Source organism: Kluyvera sp. (genome assembly GCF_047971185.1).
Lineage (GTDB): Bacteria > Pseudomonadota > Gammaproteobacteria > Enterobacterales > Enterobacteriaceae > Kluyvera.
This window is the reverse complement of sequence record NZ_JBKDZH010000006.1, coordinates 45,784-71,434: the sequence shown is the minus strand read 5'-3', so window position 1 is coordinate 71,434 and position 25,651 is coordinate 45,784. Positions and strand designations below refer to the sequence as shown.

At 56.7% G+C, this 25,651-nt stretch carries 28 protein-coding genes and 1 other RNA gene; 11 read left to right on the top strand and 18 right to left on the bottom strand.

Going from position 1 to position 25,651, the window contains the following annotated elements; all coding sequences use genetic code 11:
• Window position 1: 1 nt before the first annotated feature.
• Window positions 2–994 carry a Fic family protein gene (locus ACK5JN_RS01020; RefSeq protein WP_416868440.1) on the top strand — a complete coding sequence of 331 codons (993 nt, stop codon included), beginning with the start codon at window positions 2–4 and terminating at the stop codon, window positions 992–994.
• Window positions 995–1,004: 10 nt separating this feature from the next.
• Here the strand turns inward: ACK5JN_RS01020 and kbaY are convergent, their stop codons facing one another.
• From kbaY to kbaZ, 8 genes are all read right to left on the bottom strand, one after another.
• The gene (gene kbaY / locus ACK5JN_RS01015) at window positions 1,005–1,880 is read right to left on the bottom strand and encodes a tagatose-bisphosphate aldolase subunit KbaY (RefSeq protein ID WP_416868439.1); all 876 of its coding nucleotides are present in this window, start codon (window positions 1,878–1,880) and stop codon (window positions 1,005–1,007) included.
• A gap of 12 nt (window positions 1,881–1,892) precedes the next feature.
• A complete protein-coding gene (locus tag ACK5JN_RS01010) occupies window positions 1,893–3,047 on the bottom strand; it encodes an SIS domain-containing protein (protein WP_416868438.1) in 1,155 nt (384 codons plus the stop codon).
• Between the two features lie 296 nt (window positions 3,048–3,343).
• Window positions 3,344–4,477 (bottom strand): N-acetylglucosamine-6-phosphate deacetylase, encoded by a 1,134-nt coding sequence (gene nagA, locus ACK5JN_RS01005; RefSeq protein ID WP_416868437.1) that lies wholly within the window; start codon window positions 4,475–4,477, stop codon window positions 3,344–3,346.
• A complete protein-coding gene (agaF, locus tag ACK5JN_RS01000; protein WP_416868436.1) occupies window positions 4,474–4,908 on the bottom strand; it encodes a PTS galactosamine/N-acetylgalactosamine transporter subunit IIA in 435 nt (144 codons plus the stop codon). The genes nagA and agaF overlap by 4 nt, the downstream gene beginning before the upstream one ends.
• 17 nt (window positions 4,909–4,925) lie before the next feature.
• Window positions 4,926–5,804 carry a PTS N-acetylgalactosamine transporter subunit IID gene (gene agaE, locus ACK5JN_RS00995; RefSeq protein ID WP_416868435.1) on the bottom strand — a complete coding sequence of 293 codons (879 nt, stop codon included), beginning with the start codon at window positions 5,802–5,804 and terminating at the stop codon, window positions 4,926–4,928.
• A complete protein-coding gene (gene agaW, locus ACK5JN_RS00990) occupies window positions 5,794–6,573 on the bottom strand; it encodes a PTS N-acetylgalactosamine transporter subunit IIC (protein ID WP_416868434.1) in 780 nt (259 codons plus the stop codon). Before agaW ends, agaE begins: the two co-directional genes overlap by 11 nt.
• A gap of 10 nt (window positions 6,574–6,583) precedes the next feature.
• Window positions 6,584–7,057 carry a PTS N-acetylgalactosamine transporter subunit IIB gene (gene agaV, locus ACK5JN_RS00985; RefSeq protein WP_416868433.1) on the bottom strand — a complete coding sequence of 158 codons (474 nt, stop codon included), beginning with the start codon at window positions 7,055–7,057 and terminating at the stop codon, window positions 6,584–6,586.
• 20 nt (window positions 7,058–7,077) lie between these two features.
• Complete coding sequence (gene kbaZ / locus ACK5JN_RS00980) at window positions 7,078–8,403, bottom strand: tagatose-bisphosphate aldolase subunit KbaZ (RefSeq protein ID WP_416868432.1); 1,326 nt, start codon at window positions 8,401–8,403, stop codon at window positions 7,078–7,080.
• A gap of 221 nt (window positions 8,404–8,624) precedes the next feature.
• Here kbaZ and ACK5JN_RS00975 point away from each other — a divergent pair, with 221 nt between their 5' ends.
• The gene (locus tag ACK5JN_RS00975; RefSeq protein ID WP_416868431.1) at window positions 8,625–9,440 is read left to right on the top strand and encodes a DeoR family transcriptional regulator; all 816 of its coding nucleotides are present in this window, start codon (window positions 8,625–8,627) and stop codon (window positions 9,438–9,440) included.
• Window positions 9,441–9,485: 45 nt separating this feature from the next.
• Here the strand turns inward: ACK5JN_RS00975 and garD are convergent, their stop codons facing one another.
• Window positions 9,486–11,057 (bottom strand): galactarate dehydratase, encoded by a 1,572-nt coding sequence (gene garD / locus ACK5JN_RS00970; protein ID WP_416868430.1) that lies wholly within the window; start codon window positions 11,055–11,057, stop codon window positions 9,486–9,488.
• 413 nt (window positions 11,058–11,470) lie between these two features.
• Here garD and ACK5JN_RS00965 point away from each other — a divergent pair, with 413 nt between their 5' ends.
• The 7 genes from ACK5JN_RS00965 (at window position 11,471) to ACK5JN_RS00935 (ending at window position 19,388) form a co-directional block, all read left to right on the top strand.
• Window positions 11,471–12,811: an MFS transporter gene (locus ACK5JN_RS00965; RefSeq protein ID WP_416868429.1), complete on the top strand. Its 1,341-nt coding sequence runs from the start codon at window positions 11,471–11,473 to the stop codon at window positions 12,809–12,811.
• Between the two features lie 26 nt (window positions 12,812–12,837).
• Window positions 12,838–13,608, top strand: a complete 771-nt coding sequence (gene garL, locus ACK5JN_RS00960; protein ID WP_416868428.1) for a 2-dehydro-3-deoxyglucarate aldolase — start codon at window positions 12,838–12,840, stop codon at window positions 13,606–13,608.
• A 30-nt stretch (window positions 13,609–13,638) separates the two neighbouring features.
• Window positions 13,639–14,529, top strand: a complete 891-nt coding sequence (gene garR / locus ACK5JN_RS00955) for a 2-hydroxy-3-oxopropionate reductase (RefSeq protein ID WP_416868474.1) — start codon at window positions 13,639–13,641, stop codon at window positions 14,527–14,529.
• A gap of 95 nt (window positions 14,530–14,624) precedes the next feature.
• Complete coding sequence (garK, locus tag ACK5JN_RS00950) at window positions 14,625–15,770, top strand: glycerate 2-kinase (RefSeq protein ID WP_416868427.1); 1,146 nt, start codon at window positions 14,625–14,627, stop codon at window positions 15,768–15,770.
• A 32-nt stretch (window positions 15,771–15,802) separates the two neighbouring features.
• Window positions 15,803–16,183, top strand: an RNA gene (rnpB, locus tag ACK5JN_RS00945) — RNase P RNA component class A.
• Between the two features lie 556 nt (window positions 16,184–16,739).
• Complete coding sequence (locus tag ACK5JN_RS00940) at window positions 16,740–18,065, top strand: hypothetical protein (RefSeq protein WP_416868426.1); 1,326 nt, start codon at window positions 16,740–16,742, stop codon at window positions 18,063–18,065.
• 15 nt (window positions 18,066–18,080) lie between these two features.
• A complete protein-coding gene (locus ACK5JN_RS00935; RefSeq protein WP_416868425.1) occupies window positions 18,081–19,388 on the top strand; it encodes a serine dehydratase subunit alpha family protein in 1,308 nt (435 codons plus the stop codon).
• 33 nt (window positions 19,389–19,421) lie between these two features.
• Here ACK5JN_RS00935 and ACK5JN_RS00930 read toward each other — a convergent pair whose 3' ends face one another.
• Together ACK5JN_RS00930 and ACK5JN_RS00925 are read right to left on the bottom strand one after the other, a co-directional pair.
• Window positions 19,422–19,583: a hypothetical protein gene (locus ACK5JN_RS00930; protein ID WP_416868424.1), complete on the bottom strand. Its 162-nt coding sequence runs from the start codon at window positions 19,581–19,583 to the stop codon at window positions 19,422–19,424.
• A gap of 25 nt (window positions 19,584–19,608) precedes the next feature.
• On the bottom strand, window positions 19,609–20,310 hold the full coding sequence (locus ACK5JN_RS00925) for a pirin family protein (RefSeq protein ID WP_416868423.1): 702 nt from the start codon (window positions 20,308–20,310) through the stop codon (window positions 19,609–19,611).
• Between the two features lie 104 nt (window positions 20,311–20,414).
• Between ACK5JN_RS00925 and ACK5JN_RS00920 the strand changes: the two genes are divergently transcribed.
• A complete protein-coding gene (locus tag ACK5JN_RS00920) occupies window positions 20,415–21,311 on the top strand; it encodes a LysR family transcriptional regulator (RefSeq protein WP_416868422.1) in 897 nt (298 codons plus the stop codon).
• A 110-nt stretch (window positions 21,312–21,421) separates the two neighbouring features.
• Here ACK5JN_RS00920 and ACK5JN_RS00915 read toward each other — a convergent pair whose 3' ends face one another.
• The 3 genes from ACK5JN_RS00915 to ACK5JN_RS00905 all read right to left on the bottom strand — a co-directional run bounded on the left by ACK5JN_RS00915 (window position 21,422) and on the right by ACK5JN_RS00905 (window position 23,369).
• Window positions 21,422–21,787: a DUF805 domain-containing protein gene (locus tag ACK5JN_RS00915; RefSeq protein ID WP_416868421.1), complete on the bottom strand. Its 366-nt coding sequence runs from the start codon at window positions 21,785–21,787 to the stop codon at window positions 21,422–21,424.
• Between the two features lie 130 nt (window positions 21,788–21,917).
• A complete protein-coding gene (locus ACK5JN_RS00910) occupies window positions 21,918–22,904 on the bottom strand; it encodes a glutathione S-transferase family protein (RefSeq protein ID WP_416868473.1) in 987 nt (328 codons plus the stop codon).
• A gap of 72 nt (window positions 22,905–22,976) precedes the next feature.
• Window positions 22,977–23,369 (bottom strand): DoxX family protein, encoded by a 393-nt coding sequence (locus ACK5JN_RS00905; RefSeq protein ID WP_064542109.1) that lies wholly within the window; start codon window positions 23,367–23,369, stop codon window positions 22,977–22,979.
• A gap of 159 nt (window positions 23,370–23,528) precedes the next feature.
• Here ACK5JN_RS00905 and ACK5JN_RS00900 point away from each other — a divergent pair, with 159 nt between their 5' ends.
• Complete coding sequence (locus ACK5JN_RS00900; RefSeq protein WP_416868420.1) at window positions 23,529–24,173, top strand: Rpn family recombination-promoting nuclease/putative transposase; 645 nt, start codon at window positions 23,529–23,531, stop codon at window positions 24,171–24,173.
• A 16-nt stretch (window positions 24,174–24,189) separates the two neighbouring features.
• On the opposite strand, the gene ACK5JN_RS00895 is transcribed toward ACK5JN_RS00900, so the two are convergent.
• The 4 genes from ACK5JN_RS00895 to ACK5JN_RS00880 are packed head-to-tail and all read right to left on the bottom strand — an operon-like array spanning window position 24,190 to window position 25,572.
• A complete protein-coding gene (locus ACK5JN_RS00895; protein WP_416868419.1) occupies window positions 24,190–24,471 on the bottom strand; it encodes a YqjK-like family protein in 282 nt (93 codons plus the stop codon).
• Window positions 24,468–24,866: a phage holin family protein gene (locus tag ACK5JN_RS00890; protein WP_416868418.1), complete on the bottom strand. Its 399-nt coding sequence runs from the start codon at window positions 24,864–24,866 to the stop codon at window positions 24,468–24,470. The genes ACK5JN_RS00895 and ACK5JN_RS00890 overlap by 4 nt, the downstream gene beginning before the upstream one ends.
• A 2-nt stretch (window positions 24,867–24,868) precedes the next feature.
• Window positions 24,869–25,174, bottom strand: a complete 306-nt coding sequence (locus ACK5JN_RS00885) for a DUF883 family protein (protein WP_064542116.1) — start codon at window positions 25,172–25,174, stop codon at window positions 24,869–24,871.
• A 29-nt stretch (window positions 25,175–25,203) separates the two neighbouring features.
• On the bottom strand, window positions 25,204–25,572 hold the full coding sequence (locus tag ACK5JN_RS00880) for a DUF1090 domain-containing protein (protein WP_416868417.1): 369 nt from the start codon (window positions 25,570–25,572) through the stop codon (window positions 25,204–25,206).
• Between the last annotated feature and the right edge of the window lie 79 nt (window positions 25,573–25,651).

The following is a 25,651-nucleotide window of genomic DNA, read 5'->3' as shown; positions in this document are numbered from 1 at the left end:
TGTGAGCGCCTACAAACCGCCTTTTAGCGTAACACCATTAATGCTCAATCAGGTTATTGAAATTGGTGAGCTTATAGGTCATTGGGCGGCGATGTCGGGGCGCACATCCCCTTTGCTGCGCAAAGAGAATCGTATCCGTACCATTCAGGCTTCGCTGGCTATTGAGCATAACTCGTTAACTGCCGATCAGGTGACGGCATTAATGGAGGGGAAGCGAGTCCTTGCGCCGGCAAAAGATATTCAGGAAGTCAGAAATGCCCTCCTGGCCTACGACAAAATGCTGGCCTGGAAAAGCCATCAGCTTGTCGATCTGCAGAGCGCCCATCGCATGCTTATGGCGGGACTTGTGGATGCGCCAGGCCAGCTGCGTTCAGGTAGCGTGGGGATATACCGCGGTGAACGGCTGGTCCATATGGCGCCGCCTGCATCGCAGGTATTACGCTTGATAAATGATTTGCTGCTGTGGTTGCAGGAAACGGATATTCATCCGCTTATTGCCAGCGCCGTGTTTCACTATGAGTTTGAGTTTATTCATCCTTTTGCTGACGGTAATGGCAGAATGGGACGCTTGTGGCAGACATTGATTTTAAGTGAATGGCGTGAGGAACTGGGATGGCTTCCTGTTGAAACACTGATTCACTATCAGCAGGAGCGCTATTATCAGGTGTTAGGGCAATGTGATAAAGCAAGCGACTGTACTCCGTTTATTGAATTTATGCTGGGCAATATTATTGCCGCGCTACAAGAAGGATTAGGTAAACCGACAGGAATGTCGGAAGAAATGTCGGAAGAAATGTCGGAAGAAAAGCTGACGGCATTGGAAGTGCTGATTTTACAGAAAATCGCCGCCCAACCCACGGTGACGGCGAAAAGTATTGCTCAGGATGCTAATGTTTCCGCCAGAACGGTCGAACGAGCGCTGCAAACGTTGCAGCAAAGAGGCAAACTGCAACGTGTAGGCGCAAAGAAAGGCGGCATCTGGCGGCTGTGTTAGCGGTGTGGCTTTACCCTACCAGGGGATCCGCCATCATTTTATGTGCCGATCCGCAAACGTGAATTTTACTGCGCACCACTTCTTTCATCGCGTTCATGCCCACGCGCATGTAGTAGCGCGGGTCATTGCCCTGAGGGTTCTCGGCAAACCACTCTTTCACCGCCGCCGCGAAGGCGATTTTCAGCTCGGTGGCGACGTTCACTTTGCATACCCCTAGCTCGATGGCGCGGCGCACGTATTCGTCCGGCACGTCGCTTGCGCCGTGCAGCACCAGCGGCACGTCGACTACTTCACGAATTTCCGCCAGCCGCTGGAAATCGATTTTTGGCGTTTTAGCGTAAAGGCCATGTGCGGTGCCGATGGCCACGGCCAGGCTGTCGACGCCGGTCAGCTCGACAAAGCGTCGGGCCTCCTGCGGGTCGGTCAGGAAGGCGCTTTCGGCGTCCACGCTCATGTCATCTTCCACGCCGCCCAGGCGGCCCAGTTCGGCTTCAACGCTGCAATCGTGCGCGTGGCAGAAATCAACCACCGATTTCACCAGCGCGACGTTATCGGTAAACGGGAAGTGGCTACCGTCGATCATCGCGCTGCGCACGCCAGCATTGACCTTGCGACGAATATCCTCCAGCAATTCATGGTGATCCAGGTGTAAGGCCAGCGGCATATCAAAGCTGGTGGAATACGCGCTGCACAATGCGTAGATCTCTTCCAGCGCAATATGTTTAAAGGTGCCAGGGGTACCGGCGAGGATCACCGGTGACTGCATTTCACTGCACACTTCGAGGATCGCCTGGATCGTTTCGGCGTTGTGAATGTTAAATGCCGGTATCGCGTAGCCTTTAGCCTGGGCATCCTGCAGCAGATATTTGGTGGAAATAATACTCATAGTGCGATCCTCTTAAGCCTGCCAGGGATGAATGATGACGCCCTGCACGACGCGGTTGACGGTGCCGTTTGCAGACGGCGTATCCGGCGTATTACCGACAGACAGGGACTGGGTGAGGGCGAAAACCTGGGCGTAAACCAGGAAGCAGAAGGCCAGCTCCATATCGTTAAACTGGCGCGCCGACGGCAGCAGAATGTGCGGCCCGGCTTCGATGACCGCATCGCTTTCGGCGGCGATAGCCACCACCCGCATGGCCTGCCGATCGCGGCGCAGTTCCGCCAGCAGATCGAGATCGTACTGGCGGGTGTAAGGATGACTGGAGATGTACACCACGATCAGCGTTTCACCATCAACCAGCGATTTTGGGCCGTGGCGGAAGCCGGTCGGCGAGTCGTAAAACGCCGCCAGCTTGCCTGCCGTGAGCTCCAGAACCTTCAGCGCGGACTCACGTGCAATGCCCTGTAGCCCGCCGCTGCCGAGATAGACAATCCGTTTCCACTGCCCGTTACCAAACACGCCGCCGCTGAAATCGCCGAGTGAGGTGAGGATCGCCTGACAGCGATCGGCCACGTCGCGGAAGGTCTGAGCGTTGATTTTCTCTGGCGCGAATACGGCCAGGCAACTGGCCATCATGGTGGTGATGCTGCTGGTCATGGCAAAGCCGCGATCGTGGGTTTCGGCTGGCATCAGCAGGGCAAATGCGTTGTCGCTGTCGACCAGATTCTGGTACAGGCTGCCCGCTTCGTTACAGGTGATCGACAGGTGGTAGCACTCTGGGACGAACTGGTTTGCCAGCTCAACGGCCGCCATGCTTTCCGGGCTGTTGCCCGAGCGTGCGAAGGAAACCAGCAGCAGCGGATGCGCCGGGTTCAGATAGTCCATGGGATTGGTGACCAGGTCGGTGGTTGGCACCGCGCTGATGTTTTTCCCGGTCTGACGGCATAACCAGGGGGCGATGGTTTCGCCGATAAATGCTGACGTCCCGGCGCCGGTCAGGACGATTCGCAGGTCGGGTTTACGCACCAGCGGCGCCAGGAAGGCGTCGATGGCGGATCGCATCGCGTCGATATTTTTCAGCGAGCGGATCCAGCTAGCGGGCTGCTGGCGGATCTCTTCTTCTGTCCAGGTACCGGTTGTGGCGGCAGCGGGGATATAGGTTTCGGGCATAACGTAAGTCCTTAGTCTTGTAAATTCCACATCAGACGCTGGCATAATGTCGCTATCTTTCGTTTCGTTTCACTTATGAACGCTATCTGTTAATTAAAATCTATAGAAAAGAAAACGAAAGTTCAATGATGTGATGTGAAATAAAACGAAATTTGTGATCGTAAAACGAAAGAATCATTTATCTCATTGATACTTAGCGATTAAGCTACGATCGCCACGGGTGGGATATTTGAGGTACGAAAGGAAAAGAAAGGCCTTACACGGACTAAGCGCAGGCCCTGGTGATAAACGAAAGGTCAGAAGGCGAAAGGCTGCCCCTGAATCCATAACCGTTGCAGATGTAGGCGGCTATCTAGTGCGATGAGGCTCGCACGTTTGCCGACCGCGAGTGACCCAACCTGGCGGTCAATGCCCAGCAGGCGCGCGGGATGCAGCGAAGCCATATGGATAGCGTCTTCCGGGGTCACTCCCGTCAACTCGACCATATTGCGCACCGCGGCATCGACCGACAGCGTGCTGCCCGCCAGGCCGCCCGCGGCGGTGCGGACAACGCCGCCGCGCAGGGTGACCTCCTCGCCGCATAGCGTGTAATCGCCGTCGGGCATACCGGCCGCCTGCATGGCGTCGGTAATCAGCACCACTCTCTCTTTGGCGCAGCAACAGCACACTTGCATGGCCGCCGGATGAACATGATGCCCATCCGCGATAAGTTCCAGCCACGCGCGCGGGTCGGTTAATCCTGCGCCAACCATCCCCGGCTCTCGATGATGCAGGCCGGTCATGCCGTTGTAACAGTGCACCAGCCCGTCGGCACCCGCGTCGAATGCGGCGCGGGTCTGCTCCCAGCTGGCGGCGCTGTGCCCCAGCATCACGCGTATACCGCGCTGCTTCAGATGCTTAATGGCCTGTATCGCATCGCTTTTCTCCGGCGCCAGCGCCACCACCCGCAGGGTCTGCCGGGAGACGGCAATCAGCTCATCCAGCTCGAGGCGATTGAGCTCGCGGAACAGCGCAGGCGGATGGGCACCTTTGTTCTGCGGGGTAAAGTACGGGCCTTCAAGATAGCTTCCCAGCACCTGCGCGCCGGGGCCACCTTCATGACAGCGTTGGGCGATCCGCGCCAGCGTGCTGTGAATGGACGCCAGCGGGGCGGTGACGGTGGTAGGAAGCCAGCTGCCAACGCCCTCACACGCCTTATGGCGGGCCAGGATATCGAGCGTATCCGGCGCGTCGTCCATCACATCAACGCCAGCGCCGCCGTGGACGTGGATGTCGATATAGGCCGGGCACAAGAGCTCGACGTCGCGTACCGTAACGCCTGACGGAATGGGTTCGATGGCGGTGATAACCCCTTCCGCCATCCGCAGCTGGTGGTCATCCAGCCAGCCGTGTTCCGTCAGCAGGCGTCTGGCGCGGAGAATGTGCGTCATATGCCTTCCTCTACCGGGCACTCCTCGCGGCAGCGTCCCAGTTCATCCACCAGGCTGGTCAAGCCGCGATGGCCACACTCCAGCGCCTGGAGACGAAAGTCTTCGCTGCTTAGCCCATCGCGCTCCATGGCCATCTCCAGCAGCAGCTGCAGGTTGGTGCCGGTAATGACTTCTCGCCCGGCCTTTTGCATAGCGAGGGTCGAGGCCACGCGGAACGGCGTGCCGCCGAGCAGGTCGGTCAGAAAAACGATATCCTGCTGGTCATCCAGAGAAGCTACCGCCTGTTCCAGCTGTGAGGTCAGCAGCGCGGTAGTCGAGGTTTCAGGAAAATCGATGGCGATAAACTGCGACTGCTCGCCGAGGATCTGCTTCATCGCTTTTTCCATGCCGCTGGCAAAACCGCCGTGCCCCGTCAAAATAATACCTAACATCTCAAACCTCTTTTGCTTTACAGGAAGTGACAGAATTTACCGACCACGCCGAGCACCACGGTAATGGCGATAAGACGCAGCGGGCTCCAGCCGCGGCGGACCAACCAGAACATGGTCAGGGTATAGACCAGCGGTAAAAAAGCGGGCATCAGCTTGTCGATAACGTCAGCCTGGAGCTTGACCACGGCGTCACCGGCTTTGATTTCCAGCGTGGTGTTCAGCCGCACATAGGTCGCGACCAGTGCGCCGATCACCGTCATCCCGACGATAGACGCCGCGTGGCCCACTTTTTTGGTGTTCGCCTTGATAAGCGGGATGGCGGCAACGCCCATGCGATAGGCGTAGTGCGCCAGCCCGAAGCGCAGGCCGAGATGCACCACGTTAAACAGCACGATAAACACCACGGCGCCAAGAATAGAACCCTGTAACGCCAGGCTGGCGCCGATACCGCCGCAGATAGGCAGCAGGGTGAGCCAGAACATCGCATCGCCAATGCCGCCCAGCGGTGCGCCCACGGCAATTTTGGTGCTCTGAATACTGTTAACGTCCTGCTTAGAGCGCTCCATCGCCAGAATAATGCCGATCACAAACGTCACCAGGAAAGGGTGGGTGTTAAAGAAGCCCATGTGGCCTTTCATGGCGCGCGCCAGGTCGCGTTTGTTGGTGTGGATCTTTTTCAGCGCGGGCAGCAGGCCGTATAGCCAGCCGGAAGCCTGCATACGTTCGTAGTTAAAGGACGCCTGCAGCAGCATGGAACGCCAGGCCACGCGATTAATGTCTTTTTTGCTCAGCTCTGCGCCAATACTCTGGTCTTCATAGACGTTTTCATTGACGCCGGTCAGCAGCGTATCTTCATTGTCGGATACGTTCGGCAGAGTCTGTTGATTAGATGCCATCTTCGAATTCCTCTTTCTGTGCCGTAGGTTGAGTCGGTTCAGGGGATTTACGCAGCAGGTCAATCAGCGCCATGGCCAGCGCGGCGGCGGCGATCGCCAGCACCGGCAGCTTGAGCCAGGCCGCGGCAACGAAACCGATAATGAAGTAGGGGATGTAGACGTTCTTCATCATGATTTTCAGCAGTACGGCAAAGCCGATAGCGGGCATGATGCCGCCTGCTACGCCCAGGCCGTCAATCAGGCGCTCCGGCAGAACGTCAATGGCGGTTTTCGCGTGCTCTGCCCCAAAGTAGATCGGCAGAAACGCGCAGAGGAAGTAGAAAATCCCTAACGCCAGCAGGGCCAGATAGTTGACGCGTTCAATCCCGTCGGTGTCGGCATTTGCCGCCATACGGTCGCAGCGGGACATCACGCCGGACATCACGGAGAACAGGAAGGTAATGCCCATTTGCACCGCGACGGCGAAAGGCACGGCAACGCCGACCGCGACGTCAGGCTTCACGCCGGTGGTAATGGCAAACGTGGTGCCCACAATAGTGCCGATAATCACGTTCGGCGGCTGAGCGCCCGCCAGCGGGGCCAGCCCCATCCACACCAGTTCTAGCGTACCGCCGGTTAAAATACCGGTATGCAGATCGCCCAGAATCAGGCCGACCAGCGGTCCAAGTACCACCGGGCGGTGCATGTGCGTTAAGCCGTTGAACATATCCAGGCCAGCGATAAAGGCGAGGATGCCTAAAGCAAAAGCCTGCAACAGACTGATTTCCATTGTGAATCCCTCAAAGTAGTTTAAAGAGATCCAAAGCCGGTTCTGTCGGTACGCCCTGGACGAAACACTCCACGCCAGCGGCTTTCAGACCGTTAAAAGCGTTGATGTCACTGGCGTCAACGGAAACCGTTTTGGCTATTTGTTGTTTACCTTCGGCGTAGTGCATGTTGCCCACATTGATGCGGGTGATAGGCACGCCGCCTTCGACCAGCTTGAGGAAATCGGCTGGGGTTCTGCAGACCAGCAAGATTTTCTGCCGGTCGGCGGCGCGGTGGATGTTGTCGATCACTTTTTGCAGAGACCAGAAGCGCACGGCAATGCCTTCGGCCAGCACCATTTCCATCAGGTTCTGCTGTACGGTGTCTTCAGCGACTTCGTCGTTGGCGACCAGCACCAGATTTGCCCCCGCAAACCCGACCCACTGCACGCCAACCTGACCGTGAATCAGGCGTTCATCAATACGGCTAAGAACAATATTTGGCATCACGTTTTTCCTCTTTGTTGTTATTCGTTATCGGACGCTACGCCCTGGCAGGCGGCGTGGTACTGCTGCAGTATGTCCTGAATATGGCTGATGATAAGTTCTCGCGGTGTGGCGTTGAGATCCCCCTCGCGGACTTTGATGTACTGCAACGGTAAATACTGGCTGATGAGCGGCAGCGGGATCGGTTCGTCGGCCAGGTTACGCACCAGCCGTTCAAAGGCGTCATCAATTTGCTCATCAGGCCAGTAGTAGCGAACGCGGTCGGAATAGCTGTAGCCGCGCGCCAGACGGCGCGCATTGCCGTCGCCGTGGTAGTGGCTCTGCCAGTACTCCGGGCGGTCAAGCATCACGTTTTCGAGTACATGGCGCAGGCCGGAGCAGGCTTTAGCCGGCAGCAGCTCTTCTTCAATGGCCGCCAGTGAAAACAGCGCTTCGCGCAGGGCGAAGGTGAGCGCCGGGCCGACCTTCAGGATGGCGAAGTGATCGATCACGAGCTGGCGCAACGACTGCGGCGTCTGGTAGTCGGTGGAGTGTGCTTCGAAGATCAGCGTCTCATAGCCTTCGACCATTTTGCTCAGCGCAGCGGCCTTTTGCGGCTGGTAATCAATGATGTGGGTATGGTCGAATTCGACGCCGGGCTGCACCACCAGCGCAATAATGCGCGGCCAGATGGCGCTCAGCCCCTGCTTTTCAAAGGCGTGATGATGGGCCTCGAGCGTGGCGTGGGCGGCTTCAGGCGTGGTGACCGCTAACTCAGTTAATGTTTCATGCGCGCCACCGGGCACCGGCACTTCCGTACCAATCACGTAGACCAGGTCCGCTTCACCAAACTCGGCAATGCAGGTCTCCTCCGCGATTTTCGCCAGACGCGCGGCCCGCTCGGCGACGATCGCGTCCGTCAGGGGAACCGGGTCGCCTTCGCAGGACATACTGCAATCGAGGTGGATCTTTTTAAACCCTGCCGCGACGTAGCTTTTAATCAGATCGTCAGCATGGGCCATCGCCACGGCGGCGGGCTGATTCTGCCAGCGGTTGGGGCCAAGATGGTCACCGCCCAGGATCAGCTGCGTCTGAGGAAAATGGAATTTCTCTGCCAGACGATAAACAAAGTCGCGAAAATCGGCCGGGGTCATCCCCGTATAGCCACCGAATTGATCAACCTGGTTAGAGGTTGCTTCGATCAGCAGTGGCGTGCGGTTGGCGTGGGCATAACGGATTGCGGATTCCAGTACCAGTGGATGCGCGGAACAAACGGCATAAATCCCATTTGTCTTCCCCCGTTTATGCTGTTCCACCATTTCAGTCAGATGTTTCACTTTCCTCTCCAGGTCAGATAACTGCGACATCGATCTTTCGTTTTGTTTCATTTGATACTGCATCATGGTGTTATAAAAATAAAACGAAAGATAATAGTTTTCCGATCTGTTTCACAAAAGAAACACAATGAAAGATTGGTGGGAGTTATTTCTGCGTACTCATGCCCTTTATAAGGCTTGCATTCCGATAAAGGAAAGGCGTTAATAGACAAAACGAAATGAAACGAAAGAATTTGACCAAAGGATTTCTTATGAGCAACACCGACTCTTCTGTCGATAAGCGGGTTTCCGGGACCAGCGAAAGGCGCGAGCAGATCATCCAGCGGTTGCGACAGCAGGGAAGTGTGCAGGTGAACGATCTTTCCGGCTTGTTCGGCGTTTCCACCGTGACTATCCGTAACGATCTGGCTTTTCTGGAAAAGCAGGGCATTGCCGTACGCGCCTACGGCGGCGCATTGATTTGCGACGGCAACACGCCGGGCATCGAACCTTCCGTTGAAGATAAAAGCTCCCTCAATACGGCGGTCAAGCGCCGCATTGCGAAAGCGGCCGTGGAATTTATCAAGCCGGGCCACCGGGTGATTCTGGACTCCGGCACCACAACCTATGAAATCGCGCGTCTGCTGCGCCAGCATAGCGACGTGATTGCGATGACCAACGGGATGAACGTTGCCAACGCGCTGCTGGAAGCGGAAGGGGTGGAGCTGCTGATGACCGGCGGGCATCTGCGTCGCCAGTCGCAGTCTTTCTATGGCGACCAGGCGGAGCAGTCGCTACAGAATTACCACTTCGACATGCTGTTCCTCGGGGTCGATGCTATCGATCTCGAGCGAGGGATCAGTACCCATAATGAAGATGAAGCGCGGCTGAATCGGCGTATGAGCGAGGTGGCGGAGAAGATCATCGTGGTTACCGACTCCAGCAAATTCAACCGTTCGAGCCTGCACAAAATCATTGATATGCACCGCGTCGATATCATTATCGTCGATGAAGGGATCCCGCAAGAGAGCCTGGAAGGGCTGCGTAAAATCGGCGTCGACGTGATTCTGGTGGCGCTGGCGGAATAAAAAAGGGGTAGCGCAGAGGCTACCCCCGTCCGTTGGCGGGTGCGATCAAGTCACCGGCGCCGGGTTAAACACCGCCAGCTGGTTGTGCAGCCCCCACCGATCCGAGAAGGTTTTCTTACGCCCGCTCGCCACGTCCAGGATGAAGTGGAACAGCTTGGTGCCCACCTCTTCAATGCTCTCTTCGCCGGTGGCGATAGTGCCCGCATTGATGTCCATTAAGTCATACCAGCGGTTCGCCAGCTCCGTGCGGGTGGCCATTTTAATGACCGGTACCGCCATCAGGCCGTACGGCGTGCCGCGCCCGGTGGTGAACACCTGCACGGTAATGCCGGAAGCCACCTGCTGGGTGCCGCAGACAAAATCACTGGCCGGCGTAGCGGCGTAAATCAGGCCGCGTTTGGTCGGGCGCTGGCCCGGCGACAGCACTTCCACAATGGCGCTTTTGCCGGATTTGGCGATAGAGCCCAGCGCTTTTTCAACCACGTTCGCCAGCCCACCTTTCTTGTTCCCCGGTGAGGGGTTGGCGCTGCGGTCGGTTTTGCCCATATCGAGATAGTTATCGTACCAGGCCATCTCTTCGAGCAGGCGCTTGCCCACCTCTTCGTTGATGGCGCGCGGGGTTAACAGATGTATGGCGTCGCGAACTTCGGTCACTTCCGAGAACATTACGGTCGCGCCGCAGCGGACCAGCAGATCGGAAGCGTAGCCCACCGCCGGGTTAGCGGTCACGCCGGAGAAGGCGTCGCTGCCGCCGCACTGCATGCCCACCACCAGCTCGGAGGCTGGGCAGGTGACGCGCTGGCGCTGGTTGAGTTTTTCCAGATGACGCACCGCAACCTGCAGGATATCGTCGACCATCGATTTAAAGCCCACGTGCTGCTCGTCCTGCAGACGCACGATACTGGCGCTGTCGACCGGGATGCTCTGCACGTCTTCCGTACCTTCCAGCAGGCGCTCCGGCTGCAGTTTTTCACAGCCGAGGCCAACCACCATCACCTCGCCGCCGAAGTTCGGGTTCAGCGCAATATTATGAATGGTGCGGATCGGTACCACGGCGGCCGGGGCGTTAATCGCTACGCCGCAGCCGTACAGATGGTTCAGACCGACCACGCCGTCAACGTTCGGGTATTTCGGCAGCAGGTCGCGCTCGATAATTTTCACCACGTAGTCCACAACCCCCGCTACGCAGTGCACGCTGGTGGTGATGCCTAACAGGTTTTTGGTGCCGACGCTGCCGTCAGCGTTGCGATAACCTTCGAAGGTGTAACCTTCCAGCGGCGGCAGCGGCTCCGGTACTCGGGTGGCCAGCGGCAGCGTGTTCAGCGGCGGCGCTTTCGGCAGGGTGACCGTGGATTCGTCGATCCAGCTGCCTTTGGCGACATCGCGCACCGCGTAGCCGATGACTTCGCCGTAGCGGATAATTTCACCGTTCTGCGGAATATCCACCAGCGCCACTTTATGCCCCTGAGGAATATGTTCAATTAATTCCAGACCGTCAGGAAAACGCGTTCCCGCTTTTAATCCATTATCGTTAACGATGATTGCGACATTATCGGTATCGTGTACTTTTATATAAAAAGCAGTCGGCGCTTCTTGTCTGATTTCAATGTTAGCCATTGTCCAGCATTCTCCAGCCAGGGGGTAAAAAGAATTATGTATATAAGTGTTTCGCTTCTGGTAATGGAAAATAAAAACACTCCAGTATTGGAATAAAGAATGTCAGGAGTTTAAATATAAAAATGTGATGCAGATCACCTATCGTTGTCATCCCCCATGGGGCAAGGGTATCAATGGCTGAAATTGTGCATCAGCGCCCAGTGCTGTGTGCATATGATCAATAAAATGAATTTTTAAAGCGATGAAATTGGTAGTTTGCACAATGTGCAGGGGCGGCATTCTGATTATACTGATTGTCGATTTCAAGGTGTCTGATTATTTATTGAGATAACCCGTTATCAATTAAATAATCAGCGGAATTCGCTTTAATAAAAACAATAAGATTAAAGCCTCATGTACCCGAGGATAATAAAATGATACACGATACTGCTGACGTTGCTGAAGCTAAAAAGGGTATGCCTACCCGTTATTTAATTCTTTTAATTATTTTTATTGTTACGGCCGTTAACTACGCGGACCGCGCAACGCTTTCCATTGCCGGTACCGCCGTGGCGAAAGAGTTAGATTTGAGCGCGGTGTCGATGGGCTATATCTTCTCGGCATTCGGCTGGGCTTACCTGCTTATGCAAATTCCGGGTGGCTGGTTACTGGATAAATTTGGCTCGAAGAAAGTCTATTCCTACAGCCTGTTCTTCTGGTCGCTGTTTACCTTCTTACAGGGTTTCGTTGGTCTCTTCCCGCTGGCGTGGGCCGGCGTCTCCATGTTCTTTATGCGCTTTATGCTGGGCTTCTCTGAAGCACCCTCGTTCCCGGCGAACGCGCGTATTGTCGCGGCCTGGTTCCCCACCAAAGAGCGCGGCACCGCCTCGGCTATCTTTAACTCCGCGCAGTACTTCTCGCTGGCACTGTTCTCGCCGCTGCTGGGCTGGCTGACCTTTGCCTGGGGCTGGGAGCATGTTTTCACCGTGATGGGCGTGATTGGCTTCGTCCTGACCGGCATGTGGGTGAAGTTCGTCCATAACCCGACCGACCATCCGCGGATGTCCCAGGAAGAGCTGAAATTTATCTCGGATAACGGCGCAGTGGTAGATATGGACCATAAAAAGCCGGGCACCGCGGCGGCGAAAGGTCCGAAACTGGATTATATCAAGCAGCTGCTCGGCAGCCGTATGATGCTGGGTATCTTCTTCGGCCAGTATTTCTTAAACACTATCACCTGGTTCTTCCTCACCTGGTTCCCGATTTACCTGGTGCAGGATAAAGGCATGTCGATTCTGAAGGTGGGGCTGGTGGCATCGATCCCTGCGCTGTGCGGCTTCGCCGGCGGCGTGCTGGGCGGGCTGTTCTCCGACTACCTGATTCGCCGTGGCTGTACGCTGACCTTTGCGCGTAAGCTGCCGATCGTACTGGGCATGCTGCTGGCATCGACGATTATTTTATGTAACTACACCGACAACACCGCGCTGGTGGTCACGCTGATGGCGCTGGCCTTCTTCGGCAAAGGCTTCGGGGCGCTTGGCTGGCCAGTTATCTCCGACGTGGCGCCGAAAGAAATTGTCGGCCTGTGCGGCGGTCTGTTCAACGTGTTTGGCAACGTGGCCTCTATCGTCACGCCGCTGGTGATTGGCTATATCGTTAGCGAGCTGCACTCCTTTAATGGCGCACTGATTTTTGTTGGCTGTTCCGCGCTGATGATGATGGTTTGCTACCTGTTCGTGGTGGGCGACATCAAACGTCTGGAACTGCGGAAGTAAGCCGCGACTAACTTAAGGTAATGAAAATGGATAACGCGATTTTCCCTAACAAATTCAAAGCGGCGCTGGCTGCTCATCAGATCCAAATCGGCTGCTGGTCCGCTCTCGCCAGCCCAATCAGCACCGAAGTGTTAGGCCTGGCTGGGTTCGACTGGCTGGTACTGGACAGCGAACACGCGCCGAATGATGTGACGACTCTCATCCCGCAGCTGATGGCGCTGAAAGGCAGCCAGAGCGCTCCGGTGGTCCGCGTGCCGACCAACGAGCCGGTGATCATCAAACGCATGCTGGATATTGGCTTCTACAACTTCCTGATCCCGTTCGTCGAAACCCAGGAACAGGCGGCGCAGGCGGTGTCATCCACGCGCTATCCGCCGGAAGGCATTCGCGGCGTCTCCGTTTCGCATCGCGGCAATATGTTTGGCACCGTGCCGGACTACTTCACGCAGTCCAACAAGAACATCACCATCCTGGTACAGATTGAGAGCCAGCAGGGCGTGGATAACGTTGACGCCATCGCCGCGACCGACGGCGTAGACGGCATTTTCGTCGGGCCAAGCGATCTGGCCGCCGCGCTGGGCCACCTGGGCAATGCCTCGCATCCTGAGGTTCAGAAGGCGATTCAGCACATTTTCGCCCGTGCGAAAGCGCACGGTAAGCCAAGCGGCATTCTGGCGCCGGTGGAAGCCGATGCGCGCCGCTATCTGGAATGGGGCGCCACCTTTGTGGCCGTCGGCAGCGACCTGGGCGTGTTCCGCGCCGGAACGCAGAAGCTGGCGGATGCCTTTAAAAAATAACCACCACCGAATTAACGCAAAATTGAGGAAATAACGATGAAAGTTGGTTTTATTGGTCTGGGTATCATGGGCAAACCGATGAGCAAAAACCTGCTGAAAGCGGGTTACTCGCTGGTGGTTGCCGACCGTAATGCTGAAACCATTGCCGAAGTGATTGCGGCGGGCGCGGAAACCGCCACCACGCCAAAAGCGATTGCCGAGCAGTGCGATGTGATCATCACCATGCTGCCGAACTCGCCGCACGTGAAAGAGGTAGCGCTGGGTGAAAACGGTATTATCGAAGGCGCGAAGCCGGGTACCGTGCTGATTGATATGAGTTCTATTGCGCCGCTGGCAAGCCGTGAGATTAGCGACGCGCTGAAGGCGAAAGGCGTAGAGATGCTGGATGCGCCGGTCAGCGGCGGCGAACCGAAGGCTATCGACGGCACGCTGTCGGTGATGGTGGGCGGCGATAAGGCGATTTTCGATAAGTACTACGACCTGATGAAAGCGATGGCTGGCTCTGTGGTCCATACCGGCGAAATCGGCGCGGGTAACGTTACCAAGCTGGCAAACCAGGTAATCGTCGCGCTGAATATCGCGGCGATGTCGGAAGCGCTGACCCTGGCGACCAAAGCGGGCGTGAACCCGGATCTGGTCTATCAGGCGATTCGCGGCGGCCTGGCGGGCAGCACCGTGCTGGATGCCAAAGCGCCGATGGTGATGGACCGCAACTTCAAGCCTGGCTTCCGTATCGACCTGCATATTAAAGATCTGGCGAACGCGCTGGACACTTCCCACGGCGTTGGCGCGCAGCTGCCGCTGACGGCGGCGGTGATGGAAATGATGCAGGCGCTGCGCGCCGATGGTCTGGGCACCGCCGACCATAGCGCCCTGGCGTGCTATTACGAGAAACTGGCGAAAGTGGAAGTGACTCGCTAAGGACGACGTGCCCGGCGGCGTTGAGCTTGTCGGGCCTACAAGGTAGGCCGGGTAAGTTTTGCGTCATCCGGCGTCGCGCGCTAATAGGCTCAGATATGAAAATCGTAATCGCCCCAGACTCTTATACAGAAAGCCTTTCTGCCACCGAGGTAGCTCAGGCGATAGAAAAAGGATTTCGGGAAATCTTTCCGGAAGCGCAGTTCGTGTCAGTACCGGTCGCCGACGGTGGAGAAGGAACGGTCGAGGCGATGATTGCAGCCACGCAGGGGCGCGCGATGACGTCAACCGTCACCGGCCCGCTTGGCGATGCTGTGGCGGCGCAGTGGGGCATTTCGGGGGACGGCGGTACGGCGTTTATCGAAATGGCCGCCGCCAGCGGCCTGGCGCTGGTGCCGCCCGAGCGGCGTAACCCATTAGTGACCACCTCGTTCGGTACCGGAGAGCTGATTCTCCAGGCGCTGGAAAGCGGGGTGAAGAACATTATTATCGGCATCGGCGGCAGCGCGACCAACGACGGCGGCGCCGGGATGGTGCAGGCGCTGGGCGCGAAGCTGTGCGATGCCAACGGTACGGCAATCGGCTTTGGCGGCGGCAGCCTGATGAGCCTTAACCACATTGATATTTCCGGGCTGGATGCGCGTCTACAGGGCTGTAGCATTCGTGTGGCCTGCGATGTCACCAACCCGCTGACCGGGCCGTTTGGCGCGTCCTGTATTTTCGGGCCGCAGAAAGGGGCAACCGCGCAGATGATTACCGAGCTGGACCGCAACCTGGCGCACTACGCCGAGGTCATCCACAAATCGCTGCGGGTCGATGTGAAAGCGGTGCCGGGGGCCGGGGCCGCGGGCGGTATGGGCGCGGCGTTGATGGCGTTTCTTGGCGCAGAGCTGCGCAGCGGCATTGAAATTGTCACGCAGGCGCTAAACCTGGAAGAGCATATTCACGACTGCACGCTGGTGGTCACCGGCGAAGGCCGGCTGGATAGCCAGAGTATTCACGGTAAGGTGCCGGTCGGCGTAGCCAGCGTGGCGAAAAAATACCATAAGCCGGTGATTGGCATCGCCGGCAGCCTGACCCGCGACGTTGGCGTGGTACACCAGTACGGCATCGATTCCGTCTTCAGCGTGCTCAACCGTATTGGCTCGCTGGAAGAGGCGTTCCGCGACGCGGCGGACAATATTTATCTCACCTCGCGTAATATTGCCGCCACCCTGCAGGTGGGAATGCTGACGGAAAGGTGACATCGGCGCGCAAACCCTCTATACTGCGCGCCGAAGCTGACCAGACAGTCGCCGCTTCGTCGTCGTCCTCTTCGGGGGAGACGGGCGGAGGGGAGGAAAGTCCGGGCTCCATAGGGCAAGGTGCCAGGTAACGCCTGGGGGGTGTCACAGCCCACGACCAGTGCAACAGAGAGCAAACCGCCGATGGCCCGCGTAAGCGGGATCAGGTAAGGGTGAAAGGGTGCGGTAAGAGCGCACCGCGCGGCTGGTAACAGTCCGTGGCACGGTAAACTCCACCCGGAGCAAGGCCAAATAGGGGTTCATAAGGTACGGCCCGTACTGAACCCGGGTAGGCTGCTTGAGCCAGTGAGCGATTGCTGGCCTAGATGAATGACTGTCCACGACAGAACCCGGCTTATCGGTCAGTTTCACCTTTTAGAAAACCCCGCCTCGGCGGGGTTTTTGCTTTCTGGCCGCCGGACGGCCCAGCGTAAGAAAACATCGCTCCTGCTAGATAAATATGCTGAATGTTTACCATATCATTACAAAATATAGTGTTATTGACTGGTGCTGAGTGATGTTGTGATAGCCATCATTTTTTGCGGTCTATCGCAATTACAACTCTTTAACATTATTTATTGCGCCACTTCACGAATTCCCTTTCAGCGTGTTTGCCAGAAAGGAACCTATTTTCAATAAACTCATTTAAAAACAAATTGTTACTTATTTTCTGGTGAATATAAAAACCGATTGTTACTCTGTTTTTTAATAAAAAGAGAAATAGAAAGTCCACAATCCGCTATTCATGGCATTTATTTCTCTTTCTGGCTTTTGGGTGGCCTGGCAGTTGCAACTTTTTTCTCCTTCACTCGCGCTATGATCTTCACACTCCAACAAAAAGCAGTGAATAAGCCTGCATTGATTTGTTTTTTTGAAATATCAATCTGCATTAGAACAATAAACCCTACAAACCAAGAGTGAGAATTTGTTATGGAAACAATCTCAGTTTCACCTACGCACACCTCAACGGCGGCGGCGCGGGCGGGCATGTCTGAAAGTGAATGGCAGGCGGCGATAAAGTTCGACAGCACCGATGTCGGCTGGGTCATTATGAGTATCGGGATGGCTATCGGCGCGGGGATCGTCTTTTTACCGGTACAGGTTGGGCTGATGGGGCTGTGGGTCTTCCTGCTCTCCTCCATCGTCGGCTATCCGGCCATGTATCTGTTTCAGCGGCTGTTTATCAATACCCTGGCCGAGTCACCGGAGTGTAAAGACTACCCTAGCGTGATCAGCGGATACCTGGGCAAAAACTGGGGTATTTTACTGGGGGCGCTGTACTTCATTATGCTGGTGATCTGGATGTTTGTTTACTCCACGGCGATCACCAACGACAGCGCCTCTTATCTGCACACCTTTGGCGTCACCGACGGCCTGCTGTCAGAAAACCCGTTCTACGGCCTGGTGCTGATTTGCGTGCTGGTGGCCATCTCCTCGCGCGGCGAAAAGTTGCTGTTCAAAGTCTCCAGCTTTATGGTGTTGACCAAACTACTGGTGGTGGCAGCGCTGGGCGTATCGATGGTAGGGATGTGGCACCTTTATAACGCCGGTACGCTGCCGCCGATGGGGCTGCTAATCAAAAATGCCATTATTACGCTGCCGTTTACCCTGACCTCCATTCTGTTTATTCAGACGCTTAGCCCGATGGTTATCTCCTATCGCTCGAAGGAGAAATCCCGCGAAGTGGCGCGCCACAAAGCGCTGCGGGCGATGAACATTGCCTTCGGTATTCTGTTCGTTGTGGTCTTTTTCTATGCCGTCTCCTTCACTCTGGCGATGGGCCATGACGAAGCGGTAAAAGCCTACGAGCAGAATATCTCGGCGCTGGCGATTGCCGCGCAGTTTATCAACGGTAGCACGGGTGCCTGGGTTACCGTGGTGAGCGTGATCCTCAATATTTTTGCGGTGATGACCGCGTTCTTCGGCGTTTACCTCGGCTTTCGCGAGGCCACGCAAGGGATCGTGATTAACCTGCTGCGTCGCAAAATGCCGCTGGAAAAGATCAATGAGAAGCTAGTGCAACGCGGGATCATGATCTTCGCCATCCTGCTGGCCTGGAGCGCGATCGTGCTGAATGCGCCGGTGCTGAGCTTCACCTCTATCTGTAGCCCGATCTTCGGCATGGTGGGCTGTCTGATTCCGGCCTGGCTGGTTTACAAAGTACCGGCACTGCATAAATACAAAGGGATCTCGCTGGCGGCCATCATCATTACCGGCCTGCTGCTCTGCGTCTCCCCGTTCCTGGCATTCTCCTGATTGTGGATGGTTAAGATGGTTGAAGTAACGATGAATCCGCTGTGGGATACCCTGATTCAAGCGGTTAAACAAAACGTCAAGCCTGCGATGGGCTGTACCGAGCCGGTGTCGCTGGCGCTGGCCAGCGCGATTGCCGCCTCGCATCTGGCGGGAAGAGTACGCCGGATTGACGCCAGGGTGTCGCCTAATCTGATGAAGAACGGTATGGGCGTTACCGTGCCGGGGACCGGCATGGTGGGGCTACCGATTGCCGCCGCCGTTGGCGCGCTGGGGGGCGATCCGCAGGCCGGGCTGGAGGTGTTAAAAAGCGCCTCCGTGGAGTCTATCGCCGCCGCTAAAACGCTGCTGGCGAGCGGTAAGGTCGCGGTGTCGATTCAGGAACCGTGTGAAGAGGTTCTGTACGCCTGTGCGACGGTGTATACCGACGACGAGTCGGCCACGGTGACCATCGCCGGCGGTCATACCCGTGTGGCGCGAGTGGTGAGAAATGGCGCCACGCTGCTTGATGCCAGCGGCGGCGGCTGCACCGGTGAAGAGGAATCGACGGCATCGCTGGCCGGAGTGACGCTGGCGCAGGTGGTAGAGTTCGCCGAGCAGGCACCGTTTGAAAAAATCAGTTTTATCCTTGATGCGGCGTTGCTTAATAGCGCGCTCTCCCACGAGGGGCTGCGCGCGCAGTATGGGCTACACATTGGCGCGACGCTTCAGCGCCAGCGCGAACGCGGCCTGCTGGCGAAGGATCTGCTGTCCGACATTATGATCCGCACGTCGGCCGCATCGGATGCGCGTATGGGCGGCGCCTGCCTGCCCGCCATGAGCAATTCGGGCTCCGGTAACCAGGGGATTGCCGCCACTATGCCGGTGGTGGTGGTCGCCGAACATCTGGGCTGCTCGCAGGAAAAAATGGCGCGCGGGCTGATGCTCTCGCATCTGACGGCGATCTATATCCACCATCAGCTGCCGATGCTGTCTGCACTCTGCGCCGCTACGACGGCATCAATGGGGGCCGCCGCCGGGATTTGCTGGCTGATTGACGGCAGCTACCGCAGTATCTCAATGGCAATCAGCAGCATGATTGGCGATGTCAGCGGGATTATCTGTGACGGCGCGTCGAACAGCTGCGCGATGAAGGTCTCGACCAGCGTGTCGTCGGCGTGGAAAGCGGTGCTGATGGCGCTGGATGAAACGGCGGTAACCGGCAATGAGGGGATTGTGGCGCATGACGTCGAACAGTCGATTTCCAACCTCTGCGCGCTAGCCTGCCAGTCGATGCAGCAAACCGATAAGCAGGTGATTCAGATCATGGCCAGCAAGCTGGGCTAACCGTCAGCCCCGGTCATTGGCCGGGGCGTTTTCTCAGGCCGCCTGATCTTCCGCCTGGCGGCTTTCTGCCTGGGCGACGATCGCTTCCAGTTCGCTCAGCATCTCTTCAAGGCCAAACTCTTTTGGCGCGCTGACCGGCTGAGGCGTGTTAACGGCTTTCACCGCGTGCTGCTTTCTGTTGTTTCTCTTACTCATTTTACTTCCACTATCCTGAATAACCCTACACCGGTAAATCTATCAGCAAAGCGCGCAGAGGGGTATCGGCCACGAGTGTGATATTGGCTTCATCACGAATAAAAGCCCCGTCGCCGCAGGTGAGCGCCTGTTTTTCCGCGTCATGCGCCAGCGCGTGTACCGTACCGTGGATCGACTGCAGATAGGCGCGCGGCCCGTGCAGCTGCAAATTCACCCGCTCGCCTTTCGCCAGCTCAATATGGTGCAGCCATACCTGCTGACGCAGCTGTAAACTGTGCTGGCTGCCGTCCGGCGAGGCCAGCAGCTGGTGCGCGGCATCCTCCAGCGTCAGTTTCTGCACGCGTGGATTCTCGCGTTCCGGGCAGGCGTCGAGCCAGATTTGTATCCGGGTTAATGACTTCTCTTTACTCAGATTATGTTCGCTATAGCTCACGCCCGGCTGGGTGGCGATCAGCAGCGCTTCACCGGCTTTGGCCTGAATGTGGTGGCCTTCGTTGTCGCGGTATTCGGCTTCGCCTTCCAGAATCAGATTCAGAATATCGACTTTCGGATAGGTTCGCGGCTGGAAGGCCGCGCCGGGGGCGAGCACTTCCTGGTTCAGCACCCGCAGAGACGCATAGCCCAGCAGTTTCGGATCGAAGTAGTGTCCAAAAGAGAAGGTATAGCGGGCCTGCAGCCAACCGAAGTCGGCTTGTCCGCACTGTTTCGCTGTTCTTGTGGTAATCATCTTCTTGACCCTCCTTTACACTAAATCAATGGTAAAGGTATGGACGCTGCATTGTTAGCCAGATATTCTGCCCGGTATGTTCAAATTTCCTGAATGAGCACGCCATGGCTAAAGAGAGAGCACTGACGCTGGAAGCACTACGAGTAATGGACGCCATTGACCGGCGCGGCAGCTTTGCCGCCGCGGCTGATGAGCTGGGCCGCGTGCCTTCGGCATTGAGCTACACCATGCAAAAGCTGGAAGAAGAGCTGGACGTGGTGTTATTTGACCGCTCAGGTCATCGAACAAAATTCACTAACGTTGGGCGGATGCTGCTCGAACGCGGCCGCGTACTGCTGGAAGCGGCGGACAAGCTGACCACCGACGCCGAAGCGCTGGCGCGCGGCTGGGAAACGCACCTCACCATCGTCGCAGAAGCGCTGATCCCAACGCCGGCGCTATTTCCTCTGGTGGAGAAGCTGGCGACCAGGTCGAACACCCAGCTGTCGATTATTACTGAAGTGCTGGCGGGCGCCTGGGAGCGTCTGGAGCAGGGGCGAGCGGATATCGTGATCGCGCCGGATATGCATTTCCGTTCTTCCACGGAGATTAACTCGCGCAAGCTCTATTCGATTATGAACGTCTACGTTGCCGCGCCGGATCACCCGATTCATCAGGAGGCCGAGCCGCTGTCTGAGGTGACGCGCGTGAAGTATCGCGGCGTAGCCATTGCCGACACCGCGCGCGAGCGCCCGGTGCTGACCGTGCAGCTGCTGGACAAACAGCCGCGTCTGACGGTCACCTCAATGGAAGAAAAACGCCAGGCGTTGCTTGCCGGATTGGGCGTCGCGACGATGCCGTATCCGCTGGTTGAGCAGGATATTGCCGAAGGGCGTCTGCGGGTCGTCAGCCCGGAGTACACCAGCGAGATTGACATCATTATGGCCTGGCGCCGTGACAGCATGGGCGAAGCCAAGTCCTGGTGTCTGCGCGAGATCCAAAAGCTGCTCACCGCGAAATAGCGTTGTAGGCCGGATAAGGCGTTTACGCCGCCATCCGGCGATCGATGCCGAATAGCCTGATGGCGCTGCGCTTATCAGGCCTACAAAGCCCGTATTATGCCTGGCGGGGATCAGGAAAGACGTTTCGGATCCGGCCCAAAACGGTTATCGCCAGGCGTACCGTTCTGGCAGTTAAAGATCAAAATGACGATCCAGCCGATCACCGGGATAATCAGCAGCAACAGCCACCACGCCGAGCGATCGGTGTCATGCAGACGACGGAACTGCACCGCCCACCACGGCAGGAACACCAGGATACCGTAAATGGTGGTGAGGATCCCTTCGCCGCCGGCACGCTGCCAGCCGAGTATCTTATCCACCACGCCCAGCACGAGCGTCAAAATGACGTTCACCAGCACGAACATCCAGTACTCTTTACGACGGGCGCGGCCGCCGAACCCAATATAATTACGTAGAACCTTGAGATACCAATCCATTTTCTTGCCTCAGTTGACCATTAATCACTTGTTTTTAAAGCGATCAAGCTAAGGATAGTCGTGAATGAAAACGTGGTAAATATTGATTGGGTGAATAAATTAGGGTGCCGGAGGACGGCACCCTGAAGGCTTAGCGGAAACGAACGTCGCGGCCGTGCGGTTCGTCGAGGTCCTGCCACGGGCCTACCGAGATAATACCGGTCGGGTTAATGGTTTTGTGGCTGCGGAAGTAGTGGTTACGGATGTGAGCAAAATCAACGGTTTCTGCTATACCCGGCAGCTGATAAATATCGCGCAGGAAGCCGTGCAGATTCAGATAGTCGCTGATGCGGTGCTTGTCGCACTTGAAGTGGGTGACGTACACCGGATCGAAGCGAATCAGCGTGGTCCACAGGCGAATATCGGCCTCGGTCAGCTGATTGCCGGTCAGGTAGCGCTGCTGGCCGAGAATTTTCTCCAGGCGATCGAGCGAGACAAAAACTTTTTCTACGGCCTCGTCATAGGCCGCCTGGCTGGTGGCAAAACCGGCTTTATAGACGCCGTTGTTCACGGTGTCGTAGATCCAGCCGTTCAGCTCATCGATCTGCTCGCGCAGCGCGGGCGGATAGTAGTCGCCCGCCTTCGCGCCGAGCGCATCGAACGCCGTGTTAAACATGCGGATGATTTCAGCGGATTCATTGCTGACGATGGTCTGATTTTTCTTATCCCACAGCACCGGAACGGTGACGCGACCGGAATAGGTCGGATCGGCGTGCTGGTAGAGCTGGTACAGAAACTGATGCTGGTAGAGCGTATCGCCGGTGGCCGCCGGGAAATCGGCATCGAAGGTCCAGCCGTTTTCCAGCATCAGCGGATTCACTACCGAAACCGAGATAAACGGCTCCAGCCCTTTTAGCTTCCGTAGGATCAGCGTGCGGTGCGCCCACGGACAGGCGAGAGAGACGTACAGGTGATAACGCTCTTTTTCGGCCGCAAAGCCGCCGCTGCCGCTCGGGCCCGGTTCGCCGTCGGCGGTCAGCCAGTTGCGAAAGGCGGAGACTGAACGCTGGAAACGTCCGCCGGTGGATTTGGTGTCATACCAGGTATCCTGCCAGACGCCGTCGATTAATTGTCCCATCATGTTCTCCTTCTTCAGATAGCAAAAGCGAGGAGATGTCTCCTCGCTTTTCGTTCACTCAGTATAGTGCGCTTACCACTTTTTATTCAGTACGCGGTCGATGCTGAATGCGCCCGGACCGGTGATGCCCAGCAGCAGGTAGCCGCCAGCGATAGTCAGGTTTTTCATAAACATCAGCGAGTTCATGCCTTCAGCAAAGTTGCTGTGGAAGATGAAGGCGGTCAGCAGGGTGAAGCCTGCGGTGAACAGCGCGGTGGTGCGGGTCAGGAAACCGAACAGGATTGCCAGACCGCCGCCAAACTCAAGCAGGATGGTCAGCGGCAGCAGGAACCCTGGGACGCCCATCGCTTCCATGTATTGTTGTGTACCCGCATACCCGGTGATTTTGCCCCAGCCAGCCGTGATAAACAGGATTGGCATCAGAATACGAGCGACCAGGAAACCGATATCTTCTAATTTTTTCATCTTTCTCTCCAGAGAACCTTGCGGGTAGTTAAACCAATTTATTGAGCATTTACACGTCGATAGCGCGTAGCTGCTGTCGATGGAGAGAAATATAACTGCGACGTATGGCAATTGTTAGCAAGGAAAACTGTTGAACTTCTTCAAAGAATCTGAGCAACGATGTATGGCAGTGGGATTTTTTACGAGCGTCGACGCAGAAGTGCGCTTTGCCCGCTGGTGATCCCTATGTTGTTCTACCACGGTGAAAAAAGTCCGTATCCGTTCTCTATGCGCTGGCTGGATGTGTTTGCGGAACCCGAGGTTGCGCGGGTACTCTATGATGGCGCGCTGCCGTTGGTTGACCTTACGGTGCTTTCCGATGACGAAATCATGAGCCATCGTCGCGTGGCGCTGCTGGAATTTTTGCAGAAAAACATTCGGCGGCGCGATTTGATGGAGATGACCGACAGCCTGATCCGGCTGTTACGCGCCGGCTACACCACCGATAGCCAGTTTCGCGCGCTGATCCACTATCTGGCGCAGACGGGGAGAACAGAGCACCCCGTCACGTTTTTTCGGCAGCTTGCGAGCGGAATGACGCAACATGAGGAGAGGATGATGAAGAAGAAACTGACGCTGATGGAGTGGGCTGAAATACAGCATGATGAAGGTATGATCGAAGGCCGAAATGAAGGCCGAAATGAAGGCGAAAAGCAGGCGACGCTAAAAATTGCCCAGGCCTTAATCAGCCACGGGGTTGCGCTGAAAACCGTCGCGCAGACCACCGGGCTGTCTATGGAACAGCTTGCTGAAATGCGGCGCTGAATGCGTATCCACCCGCTTAACGCAGCAGATTTTTAACCATTCGCCAGGTGGTCCAGGCACCGATGCCGCGTCGCGCCCAGCGCACCAGAAAGCGCGGATGGCGCAGCGACACTACGGCCATGGCGCTGCTGGCGACCATCACCCACGACCGCAGGCTCACGAGACGGCTCCAGCCGCGATCGTAAACCTGCGTGGCATCCAGCCAGTCGCGGCGTCCGGCGCTCAGATCCAGCCGTTGCTGCTGGATCTGGCGCAGCAGAAACGCTTTGCGCTGCTCACGTTCCTGACGCGGGCTCATGGCTCGTCGTCCTCAAGCAGGGCACGGTCGTTGGCCAGTTCGTGACGGGTATGGCGCAGCAGCGTGGTCTGACGGGCCTTGTGAACGGTCCAGATACCGCCAATCAACGCAAGCAACAGCAGCGTGACGGTAGTGGCGATCATCACGTGTAAACGGTACTGCGGATCGACCGCCCACATAATCAGCACCAGCAGGCTCATCAGACCGAAAGCGGTAAACAGCAGGGTTAACCCTGCCATTAACAGCAGCTGGATGAGGTTTGCCTTCTCCTCTTCCAGCTCAACGACTACCAGACGGAGCCGTGTTTCCACCATCTGCACCAGCAGGGTGATAATGCGCTGGCCGATGCCGAGCACGTTTTTCCCGGGACCCTGCGCGTGTTGAGAATCACGCATGCTTAACGGCGCGTCAGCAGTACGCCCAGCACCAGGCCAACGGCGGCACCAATGCCGACGCCGGTCCACGGGTTTTCACGCACGTAGCCATCGGCTTTCGCGGCGGCTTCGCGGGTTTGCTTCGCAATCGCGTCGCCCGTTTCCCCTAAGCGGTCACGGCTCTCTTTGAGCGCGCTTTCCGCTTTGCTGCGCAGCTTGCTCAGCTCTTCTTTCGATTTATCGGTGGAAGCATTCAGCACTTCTTCCAGGGTATCTGACAGGGCTTTCAGCTCTGCACGTAACTGATCTGAGGTTGAATCTTTAGCCATCGTCTCTCTCCTGTAGGGGTTCCACTCACTCAATACGCACGTGATTCCAGCGCGTTAAGTTCACTTTTGGCTTCCTGCAGCTTATGCTCGCGTTTCGCCACCTTGTCCGCATCGCCTTTCTGCTTTGCTTCTCGCAGATCCTGTTCGCGCTCGCGAATTTCATCCTTCTGCTCGGCAATCTTTTCCTGATGATCGGCGCGAAGCTTGCTATCAGTGCAGTTGGCTTTAACCTCGCTCAGCGCCTTTTTCAGACCGTTGATACGGTTCTGATTGTTATGCTTTTCGGCATAGCCAATCTCACGCTGAATGTCCTGCTCTTTTTCCTGGCAGAGTGATGTTGCTGCCGCGCTCGCGCTAAGAGTCGCGAGAGTGAGCGCAAGTACGATGCGGTATTTCATGTATGAATCTTCCATTTTGCATAGTACATCTGGAATGTACGTTTCCCAGTAGGTGGGTACCGAGACGGCACCCACATTA

Bases quoted from the DNA above. Each gene is read 5' to 3' on its own strand.
- kbaY (WP_416868439.1), bottom strand. From the start codon at position 1,880: ATGAGTATTATTTCCACCAAATATCTGCTGCAGGATGCCCAGGCTAAA.
- ACK5JN_RS01010 (WP_416868438.1), bottom strand. From the start codon at position 3,047: ATGCCCGAAACCTATATCCCCGCTGCCGCCACAACCGGTACCTGGACA.
- nagA (WP_416868437.1), bottom strand. From the start codon at position 4,477: ATGACGCACATTCTCCGCGCCAGACGCCTGCTGACGGAACACGGCTGG.
- agaF (WP_416868436.1), bottom strand. From the start codon at position 4,908: ATGTTAGGTATTATTTTGACGGGGCACGGCGGTTTTGCCAGCGGCATG.
- agaE (WP_416868435.1), bottom strand. From the start codon at position 5,804: ATGGCATCTAATCAACAGACTCTGCCGAACGTATCCGACAATGAAGAT.
- agaW (WP_416868434.1), bottom strand. From the start codon at position 6,573: ATGGAAATCAGTCTGTTGCAGGCTTTTGCTTTAGGCATCCTCGCCTTT.
- agaV (WP_416868433.1), bottom strand. From the start codon at position 7,057: ATGCCAAATATTGTTCTTAGCCGTATTGATGAACGCCTGATTCACGGT.
- kbaZ (WP_416868432.1), bottom strand. From the start codon at position 8,403: ATGTCGCAGTTATCTGACCTGGAGAGGAAAGTGAAACATCTGACTGAA.
- ACK5JN_RS00975 (WP_416868431.1), top strand. From the start codon at position 8,625: ATGAGCAACACCGACTCTTCTGTCGATAAGCGGGTTTCCGGGACCAGC.
- garD (WP_416868430.1), bottom strand. From the start codon at position 11,057: ATGGCTAACATTGAAATCAGACAAGAAGCGCCGACTGCTTTTTATATA.
- ACK5JN_RS00965 (WP_416868429.1), top strand. From the start codon at position 11,471: ATGATACACGATACTGCTGACGTTGCTGAAGCTAAAAAGGGTATGCCT.
- garL (WP_416868428.1), top strand. From the start codon at position 12,838: ATGGATAACGCGATTTTCCCTAACAAATTCAAAGCGGCGCTGGCTGCT.
- garK (WP_416868427.1), top strand. From the start codon at position 14,625: ATGAAAATCGTAATCGCCCCAGACTCTTATACAGAAAGCCTTTCTGCC.
- ACK5JN_RS00940 (WP_416868426.1), top strand. From the start codon at position 16,740: ATGGAAACAATCTCAGTTTCACCTACGCACACCTCAACGGCGGCGGCG.
- ACK5JN_RS00935 (WP_416868425.1), top strand. From the start codon at position 18,081: ATGGTTGAAGTAACGATGAATCCGCTGTGGGATACCCTGATTCAAGCG.
- ACK5JN_RS00930 (WP_416868424.1), bottom strand. From the start codon at position 19,583: ATGAGTAAGAGAAACAACAGAAAGCAGCACGCGGTGAAAGCCGTTAAC.
- ACK5JN_RS00925 (WP_416868423.1), bottom strand. From the start codon at position 20,310: ATGATTACCACAAGAACAGCGAAACAGTGCGGACAAGCCGACTTCGGT.
- ACK5JN_RS00920 (WP_416868422.1), top strand. From the start codon at position 20,415: ATGGCTAAAGAGAGAGCACTGACGCTGGAAGCACTACGAGTAATGGAC.
- ACK5JN_RS00915 (WP_416868421.1), bottom strand. From the start codon at position 21,787: ATGGATTGGTATCTCAAGGTTCTACGTAATTATATTGGGTTCGGCGGC.
- ACK5JN_RS00910 (WP_416868473.1), bottom strand. From the start codon at position 22,904: ATGGGACAATTAATCGACGGCGTCTGGCAGGATACCTGGTATGACACC.
- ACK5JN_RS00905 (WP_064542109.1), bottom strand. From the start codon at position 23,369: ATGAAAAAATTAGAAGATATCGGTTTCCTGGTCGCTCGTATTCTGATG.
- ACK5JN_RS00900 (WP_416868420.1), top strand. From the start codon at position 23,529: ATGTATGGCAGTGGGATTTTTTACGAGCGTCGACGCAGAAGTGCGCTT.
- ACK5JN_RS00895 (WP_416868419.1), bottom strand. From the start codon at position 24,471: ATGAGCCCGCGTCAGGAACGTGAGCAGCGCAAAGCGTTTCTGCTGCGC.
- ACK5JN_RS00890 (WP_416868418.1), bottom strand. From the start codon at position 24,866: ATGCGTGATTCTCAACACGCGCAGGGTCCCGGGAAAAACGTGCTCGGC.
- ACK5JN_RS00885 (WP_064542116.1), bottom strand. From the start codon at position 25,174: ATGGCTAAAGATTCAACCTCAGATCAGTTACGTGCAGAGCTGAAAGCC.
- ACK5JN_RS00880 (WP_416868417.1), bottom strand. From the start codon at position 25,572: ATGAAATACCGCATCGTACTTGCGCTCACTCTCGCGACTCTTAGCGCG.